Consider the following 9,621-nt stretch of genomic DNA (forward strand, 5'->3'; position numbering starts at 1 on the left):
TGTAACGATTATTCAGGACGTCACACAAAGCTGGAGGACAAAAGGCCAATACTTGAAGGATAAAATACATATAGCGATAGTCTGTTGTAAGCCGATACCCAAAAAATCTAAACCCAAAAAATTAACTGTCTATTTAATTTTATAAAAATTCCAACAAAAATTCACCAGTTTTAAAAAATGAAACTACTCTTCCGTAGTATTGCATTTTACTGGGGAAGTAATGATCTAACAAAAGGGGAAAGATCTCATTAGCAGTAAAAAAACAAAAAAAAGTTGCATATCGGTTGTAACATTTCTTTGGGTTGAGACATAAACCTATATAGAACTCATACATATGAGCTGCTATACAGGGAAAAACAAAGAGATCAACAAGTAAAAAAGCGTAACATACAAGTGTAATACTTTTGATAACCAACAAAATTAATGCAGTATAGTTCTTTTTTATGTGTTATTGATCTGGTATTTATAGCCGTTGAACTAAAAAATAAAAAAAGGGGAATATCCACCCATATGGATAGTTAAAAAACCCGTAGGTTTGCCGCCGGGAAAAAAAATTAGTTATCAAAAACGTACTTTATGAAGAATTTTGTAGTCAGTATAGCGCTATGTTGTAGCACCTTATTTATGTATGCTCAAACCGATGATGGTGGTGACGCATCAGATATAGATGCCAGTCTAATTTCGTTTCCTACCTCTCCTGAAGCAGGAAAACTAGGTACTTTTGGCAATATCCCTGTCAATCTAAGTGCGGGACAAATGAGTTACCAAATTCCGTTACATACCATACAAGTTAATGGTTATTCTTGGCCAATATCCTTAAATTATAGTTTCGGAGGTCTAATCCTTGAAGATAAACCATCCATAAATGGTATGAGTTGGTCCCTTTCTGCTGGAGGTACCGTTGTTAGAGAAGTAAGAGGAATACCAGATGAACACCCGAGAGGATATTATGGCAGCCAAAATTATAGATTCACCCACCTACTTCCTTATTTCAATAATGGTGAAATTACCGAAAACACTATAGATCAAATTTTAGCAGGAAGGATAGATTCTGAACCTGATAAATATACACTAAGTGTTAATGGGATTAATTTTTCCTTTAAAATTGATACTGACAACAACCCTGTCTATTTATCGAAACATAATTATACCGTATTTTTATCTTGGGAACCAGAATATGACAACCGTATTGATAAGATCACACTTATAGATGATAAAGGCTTTACTTATATTTTTGATCAAAAAGAGCGAAACGAACCTTTAGAAAACAATTCTATAATTTTTAACGATGGTTTTACCGGGTATACGTCTAGCTGGATGCTATCAAAAGTGATACTCCCTAATAATGAGGAAATTACATTAAGCTATATTACTGATTCTTATGAGAGTCTTAATTTTTATGCATCTGGTTATTATAACTATAACCTTCCTATAATTAAATGTAGTAATAATATTCCTTCTCCATATGGATATTCTGAAGGATATTCTAAAACAGTAATTTACAGAAAATTGCTTGCCTCAATAGAGTCCTCTGGCGGAAATATTCTTTTCACATTTAATCTAAATACGCCACGTATAACGTATTCAAGTATAAACAGCATCAATTCTGAAGGTAAAATTGTTCATGCTTATCAGTTCGAATATGAAGGCAATCGAGATATATTAACCTCAATTACCAAAAATGAGACTCCCTTTTATAACTTTGAATATTATAATCAAAATGCTATTCCTAAATTTTATAATAGTATAGATGAGAGACCCTATGCACAAGATCGTTGGGGGTTTTATAATGGTGCTACTAATAACCATGCACTAAGCATACCTTACAGCCAATACAATGCTGACAAAACTCCGAGTCCAGATCATACTATGATCGGAGGGTTAAGTAAAATTATTTACCCAACAAGGGGATACTCTCTTATTTCTTATGAAGAAAATCAAATTAAAAGTGAGTATAGTGCTGATTCAGGAGGAGAAGAAGTAGCATTAACACCTAATCGTGAGATTTTGGTAAAATTAAAATCTGATAATAGTATTTCTGCTTCAGATGATTACAAGCAAAATAGTTCGATTTACACATTCGACACCGATGTATATGCTACAATCTCGCATAGTATTACCTCAAACAATAATGGTAGGATTTTGGCAAGTATCAATAAGTTAGAAGATTGTACTAGTTATCACCAAAACAGTTTTGGAGGAAATTATCCCGATGTAGCAACCTACTACCGAAATACTGAAAATGTTGAAATCCCTATGTTTTGTCCAGCACTTGGTATTGAATTAAGTGATGGTCATACTGAGGATTCTAAAACCTTAAGCGGTACTAGTGGAGGAACAATCATTATCCCTAAAGGGACATATGAGTTTAAGATTTTCACAACAAACAACAAAAGTAAAGATGTCTATGGTTTCATAAAAGTATGGTTTCATGAACTGCCCGATTCTTTAGACGACGACCCCATGTATATCAATAAGACCACTGGGGGAATAAGAGTTAAAAGTATAATAGAATATAGTAATACAGAAACAAATGCAATTCTTAAGCAACGTCATTTTGATTATTCAGGGGATGATAATTATTCTTCGGGAGTTATATTACAAGAAGGAGTTTCTGAAGTACACTACAAAATAGAGCTAGGATGCTCTAATGATACAAATACGAGCCAACTGGCGTATAGATATGATAGGGCAAATTATACCTATAAAACCTATAATCCTGTGAACCTAAATCAGGGAGTGCCTATTTATTATCTTAACGTCAAAGAATATCAGGATCGATACACGGAAACTATCCCGAGTTATGTACCTAACCCATTAATAGCATCAAATTATGATGGTACATTGATGTTTAGAGTAATATCCGACACCTACGCTACTAAAATACATCATTATATAAATGGGTATACAAAAACCTCTTTCGAAAGCCCACAATTGTTTTATCGAACTGAATACCCAGTTGTTCCTAACGGCATTGATCAATCAATGGGTAGGGTTAATAATGAGCAAATATTTAGATACAATACTAACGACTCAATCCATGAAATGGTGACACAAAAGGAAATTGATTATCTACAAATAAGTAACACGATCAATCCAGAAAGTCTGAATGACAACAACCCGCTTCACCCTTCAGGTTTAAAAATAGGGTATGACACCAAAAAAGAAGGATTATACAATACAAATACCTCATTGGATGAATATTATATATTCAATACGTATAAAGAGTATGATAATAGGTTTTTACCCAAAACAACAAAGACTACTTCATATTACCCTCAAGATCTGAGCACTATAGAATCCCAAACATACGATAGCTATTACCAATTGTCCCAATCTTCAGTTACTAAAAGTGATGGTAATACACGAACTACTAATATCCATTATCCCTATGATATTAATTCATCGGTTTATAATAGTATGGTGAACCAAAATGTAATTGCCTATCCTGTTATGCAGGTTACTAAGCATAACGATGACATAATCTCATCGTCAAAAACTGAATATGTTGAGTTAAGCAATACATTATTCAAGCCCAAGGAACAGATGTCTTCTAAAGGAGATTTGCCTATGGAAGCAAGAATACAAATGGATAGATATGATATAAAAGGTAATTTATTACAATATCATAAAATAGTCAATAATGATCAAGCATCGAATATCAATTACACGAGTATCCTTTGGGGATATAATGACCAGTATCCCATTGCCAAAATAGAAAACGCTAATTACGAACAAATTGCAAGTGCTTTAGGAATTTCCGAAGAAGAGCTAGAAGAAGTTGATGAAAACTCAACTACTATATTAACGAATTTAAGAACTAGCCTTCCCGAAAGTATGATTACAACATACAGTTATGACCCACTAATTGGGGTCAACAGTATCACAGATCCGAGAGGGTATACTACTTTTTATCAATATGACTATCTCAATCGACTTGAATACACTAAAGATCAAGAAGGTAATCTGATTTCTCGAAATAAATATCAATACAAAAACTAAGCAAGCATCATGAAAAAATATTTGATATACATTGTATTAATATGCCCACTATTCATCTTCGCACAATTGACTGACCCCAGTTATTGCAGCGATGTTCATCCCGATGCGGTAGCTTGGTATTCAGATTTTGATGGAGATGGTTATATAGGATTACAAACAAAATGTTCTGTAAACCAACCTTCTGGTTATAGACCTTGGACCGATAACCTAGATTGTGATGACTACAACTCAAGTATTACCGGAATAAAAACGTACTACCTGGATAATGATAATGATGGCTATGGACAGAATAACAACACATTACAAAGTTGCACAACACCATCGGGTTATGCCACTCAAGGAGGCGATTGTAATGATAATGACCAATCTGTCCATAGTGTAACCACATGGTATCGAGATGCAGATGGAGATACCTATGGTACAAGTAGCAACACTAAAAATAGCTGTAATCAGCCAGCTGGTTATGTATCCCGTGGAGGCGATTGTAATGATAGCAATGCTAATATAAAACCTAGTGCATCTGAAGGCTGTACTATTGATGGAATAGATAATAATTGTAATGGTAGTATTGATGAGACTATTCCTGATACTCCAACCCTTGCATCGATTACCAATGTCTGCGGTGTTACCACTCTTCTGCAACAATTACACTCAACCTCTAATCATGATTGGTACTGGCAAAGCACTGCGAATGGTACCAGCACTGCCAATTCTGATTATGAACTAGAAAGAACTAGTGGTAATGTATATTATTTACGATCGCGTAATACCGGTACAGGTTGTTGGAGTGAAGCCCTGACTATAAACTATACGATACATCAAATACCTGAGATCCCCTCCTCACCAACACAATCTCAAAACTGTGGTAACACAGTACTTACCAAAACAAATGCTCCAAACGGAGTAACTTGGTATTGGCAAAATAGTGCAACAGCAACCAGTACTGCAGATGCATCGGCATCGATTACAAAATCCAATGATGGTACCATATACCTCAGAGGATTAAGCGATGAAGGGTGTTGGGGTGATGCAAAAACAGTTAATTACACAGTAATACAACCAACCCAATGGTATGAAGATAGTGATAATGATGGATTCGGAGATCCAGCAACCGTGCAACTGGCATGTACCCAGCCCACAGGGTATGTTGCCAACAACGAGGACAAATGTATAGACGAGTATGGCACTAAACAAGGGTGTATTTATACGCCTTATGATGATGTAACGTTTTCTAATGAAAATTACATTTTTACGCAACTATACCAAAAGCAAATGCAAACAACTACAGACATCAAATACAATAAGGATGTCATAGAAAGCATCACCTATTTTGATGGAATTGGTAGAGAAATGCAACAAAATAGTATCAGAGCATCCAATGAGGATCAGGATATTATTACACACATTGCCTATGATGAATATGGTAGACAAGGAAAACAATATTTACCTTATGAGGCTTCTGGATCTTTTGGGAGTTATCGATCTGTAGATATTAATACCAATATTAATAGCTATTACAAAAACACCTATCCTGATGACTTTATTGGGATAGATCAAGAAAACATCAACGCGTACTCAGAAAGTATATTCGAGCCTTCTCCTGTTAACAGAGTATTAGAACAAGGTGCTCCAGGTAATGCATGGCGGGCTGATCCCAACAGTGATAGCGATCATACCATTAAGTTTGATTGGCAAACCAATACAAGTGCAGAAGTACTACTCTTTGTTATAGAATTTGAGAATGATGATACCGAAAAGCCACAGCTCATCAAGAATGGAAGTTATCCTGCCAATACCTTATCTGTCAACATCACCAAAGACGAGAACTGGACAACAGCAGACGGAAATAATCATACCACCAAAGAATACAAGAACAAATTGGGTCAAGTAGTACTAAAAAGAACGTATAACAATGGTGAGCCACACGACACTTATTATATATATGATGATTTTGGAAATCTGACTTTTGTAATACCACCCAAAGTAACCACCACAAACGGTGTATCGACCCTAGAATTATCAGAACTATGTTATCAATACCATTATGATTATCGCAACCGACTTGTAGAAAAGAAAATCCCGGGCAAGGGTTGGGAATCTATCGTGTATAACAACCTAGATCAACCGGTACTTACCCAAGATGCTTTATTAAAAGAACAAGGTGTCTGGCTCTTTACGAAGTATGATGTCTTTGGGAGAGTCGCCTACACTGGAAAAATAAACGATTCTCGAGACCGTACCTCCTTACAAACCGAACTTACTAATTATAACAATACGTTATGGGTAGATAGCGCTGAAGCCAGTCTTATAGGAGGAATTACCATGTACTATACTAATGATGGGTATCCAGATACTCAAAATGCAGAGGTATTGACCGTGAGTTACTATGACGATTATGATTTCTTAGCCAATGAGTCAACTCTATTTGATGCTCCGACTACTGTATACGGAGAATCTGTTTCTTACCAAACCAAAACATTGGCTACAGGAAGCAAAGTAAAAGTGTTAGAAACTCAGGATTGGATCACTACTGTTACCTATTATGACCAAAAATCAAGGCCTATTTATGTAGTGAGTCAAAATGAGTATCTAGAAACTACTGACATGGCTCAAACCCAATTAGATTTTGTTGGAAAAGTACTAGAAAGCACCACAACGCATACCAAAGGCAACAATACCCCAATTATTGCGATCGATAATTTTGAGTATGATCATATCGGAAGACTGCTTACCCAAACACAAACCATCAATGATCAGGATGCAGAATTGATTGCGAGTAATCAGTATGATACCTTAGGACAATTAGTATCTAAAGAAGTGGGTGGAGGCCTAGAAGAAATTGACTATTCTTATAACGTTAGAGGTTGGTTAACAAAGATTAATGATCCCTCTAATTTAGGAAATCGCTTATTCAGTTTTGCGATCAATTACGATACCACAACCTATGGAGCTACCCCTCTATACAATGGTAACATCTCAGAAACACAATGGAAAACAACCAACGATGATACAACGCGATATTATACCTATCAGTATGATGCGCTTAATCGTATCACTGCGGGTATTAGTAACAGTGGTAATTACAACCTAAGCCAGGTTAGTTATGATAAAGCAGGAAATATTCTTAGCCTAAACAGAACAGGACATCTTAACGAAGGAGCTACTACCTTTGGCGCTATGGATATCTTATCCTATACCTATGATAGCGGTAACAAACTCCTAGATGTGTCAGATGCGGGACATACCGAGTATGGGTTTAAAGATACTGCCACTATGGGCAATGACTATCTATACGATGATAATGGCAATATGACCTCGGATCAAAATAAAGGTATTAGCAGTATTACCTATAACCATCTTAATTTACCCACATTAGTACAGATCTCTAATGATGCTGGTACCGGAACTATTTCTTATATTTATGATGCCACTGGGGCAAAACAACAAAAAATTGTCACAGAAGGAAGTTCATTAACAGAAACTGAGTATGCAGGTAATTATGTATATAAAAATGGGAATTTAGAATTCTTTAATCACCCAGAAGGGTATATAGAACCTCAATACAACGGGAGTTTTGCCTATACCTATCAATATAAGGATCACTTGGGCAATATTCGCTTATCGTATAAAAACCAAAGTACAGCTGCGTTGGTTGATCATACATTTGATACTGATGCTGATGGTTGGGTAACCTTTGGGGCGAGTTACACCCACGAAAACGGACGACTAAAAGCCAAAGTAAAAAACAAGTACAGTGCAGTAGGCTATAAAATCTATAAGGATTTTTCTGCTGGCGAAGAGGTTAATATACGCCTAGAAGTAGACAAACTTGCATCAGATTTTCCTTTGACTATCTGGATGATTTATAAGAGTGAATCTGGAGCCACCTTGGGGAGTACAATTTTGGGATCAGTAGACAGTGATGTGTATACCAAAGCACATACGATCACCAAAAATTGTGCTTATATCGAGTTTAAAGTAGGCTTGAGAGAAGCCCTAAGTACAGACACCTATTTCTATCTGGATAATGTATCCATAACTCAGGGCGAAGAAGGATTGACCATTGTAGAAGAAAAGAATTATTATCCCTTTGGATTACAACATAAAGGGTATAATAATATCATAAACGGCAGGTCTCACGCTTATAAGTTCAATGGTATAGAACATGAAGAAAGTTTAGGGTTAGACCTTTATGAGATGGATTTAAGACAGTATGATCCTGCAATAGCTCGTTGGACAGCTATTGATCCTGTTACTCATCATTCGATGTCTACATATACAGCTTTTGACAATAATCCAGTATTCTGGGCAGATCCTAGTGGAGCTGATGGAGAGCATTATAATTTTAAAACAAAACAATATGAAGATGATCAGGGGAATAAAGTTTCTTTTGAAGCTGCTATGGCTAGTCAAGGATTAAATACTGATGGAAGTCAACATACACCTAGAAAAAGTAAAAAGAATCAAAAAGAAGCAGTGATTGGAATTCATTCAAACATTGCTGAAGATGGAGATTTTACTGGAGGTCATGCTTGGATTTCATTACACGATAAAAAAGGAAACCTAATTGCAACTTATGGACTTTGGCCAGATGAACACCCTGCTACTCCTAATGATCCAGATAATAAAAAATCCGATGTGATGAAAGATTTTGAAAAATCATATACCGGTTTATCTACAACTTATAGTTTATATTTTTCTTTAAATAAAGATCAGTATAAAAAAGTTGTTGATAAAATCAACGAAAAAGATACTTGGGGATATACTCATACTTGTGCTGATTGGGCTAGAGATGTTATAAAATCTGGTGTGGGAGAAAGAATTGACGTAGATGACTATCTAGGCGCAGAAACTCCACGAGAGTTAACAAAATCAATAAAAGAAAAGACAAAAACAACACCACAAAAACCTACAGTTTATGAAAAACAAAATAGCTCTAGTAGTTTTGATCATTAATATTTTCTTTTTATCTGGATGTGTTAGAAATGAGTTATATGATGTTGATGACGTGACAATAAATGGAATTTATAAGGGTAAAGATAATTTGTTGTATTTAGTATTTTCGATTCCACAAGAATCTCTATACTCTTGTAATTCTGTAACTCTTTTAAAATCTGTAACACCTAACACAACACGCTTAAGTTTTATTAAAAGTAGTATAAATAATAAAACAATTGATGAAAAAGATTATCGAGTAAAGTATGTTAGAGATAATCCTATTTTGTTGAAAGAATTTAATTTAGATCCTAATTACTTATATATTGTTTTAGATAAAGAAATTACAAAATTAAATATTTTAGATTCTAAATCTGATAAAGAAATCATTATAAACGAAATCAACCAGATCGCTCGGATGTGATGGCGCAGATTTGCCCCGATGGCTCGGATATGATAGCGCAGATTTGCAATCTGTGCGGTGTATGAGGAGCAGTACGAGTAAGAAAATAAAAACAATAAAGACCAGTTACCCCGCTACCGCTAGCGTCTCGCTAGTGCCGTCAAAGATGTTCGGGTAGGAGTAATTATAAGATTAAGACGGCTATGGTTTTATAACTTATGGCTGTTTTTGCTGTATGTTGGTATAGCCTCTTGTGGCACACTAGTGAGACACTAGCGGCA

The 9,621-nt window shown here is 35.5% G+C and carries 3 protein-coding genes; all 3 read left to right on the forward strand.

Annotation, left to right across the window (positions count from 1 at the left end; translation table 11 throughout):
• The first annotated feature begins 576 nt into the window (after positions 1 to 576).
• Genes DZ60_RS0121530 through DZ60_RS0121540 form a run of 3 tightly spaced genes read left to right on the forward strand, consistent with a single transcriptional unit; the run spans position 577 to position 9,361 of the window.
• Positions 577 to 4,002, forward strand: a complete 3,426-nt coding sequence (locus DZ60_RS0121530; RefSeq protein WP_025744083.1) for an RHS repeat domain-containing protein — start codon at positions 577 to 579, stop codon at positions 4,000 to 4,002.
• Between the two features lie 9 nt (positions 4,003 to 4,011).
• Positions 4,012 to 8,958: a DUF6443 domain-containing protein gene (locus DZ60_RS0121535; RefSeq protein WP_025744084.1), complete on the forward strand. Its 4,947-nt coding sequence runs from the start codon at positions 4,012 to 4,014 to the stop codon at positions 8,956 to 8,958.
• On the forward strand, positions 8,921 to 9,361 hold the full coding sequence (locus DZ60_RS0121540) for a hypothetical protein (RefSeq protein WP_025744085.1): 441 nt from the start codon (positions 8,921 to 8,923) through the stop codon (positions 9,359 to 9,361). Before DZ60_RS0121535 ends, DZ60_RS0121540 begins: the two co-directional genes overlap by 38 nt.
• Positions 9,362 to 9,621 lie beyond the last annotated feature (260 nt).

This window comes from Aquimarina pacifica, from assembly GCF_000520955.1.
GTDB lineage: Bacteria > Bacteroidota > Bacteroidia > Flavobacteriales > Flavobacteriaceae > Aquimarina > Aquimarina pacifica.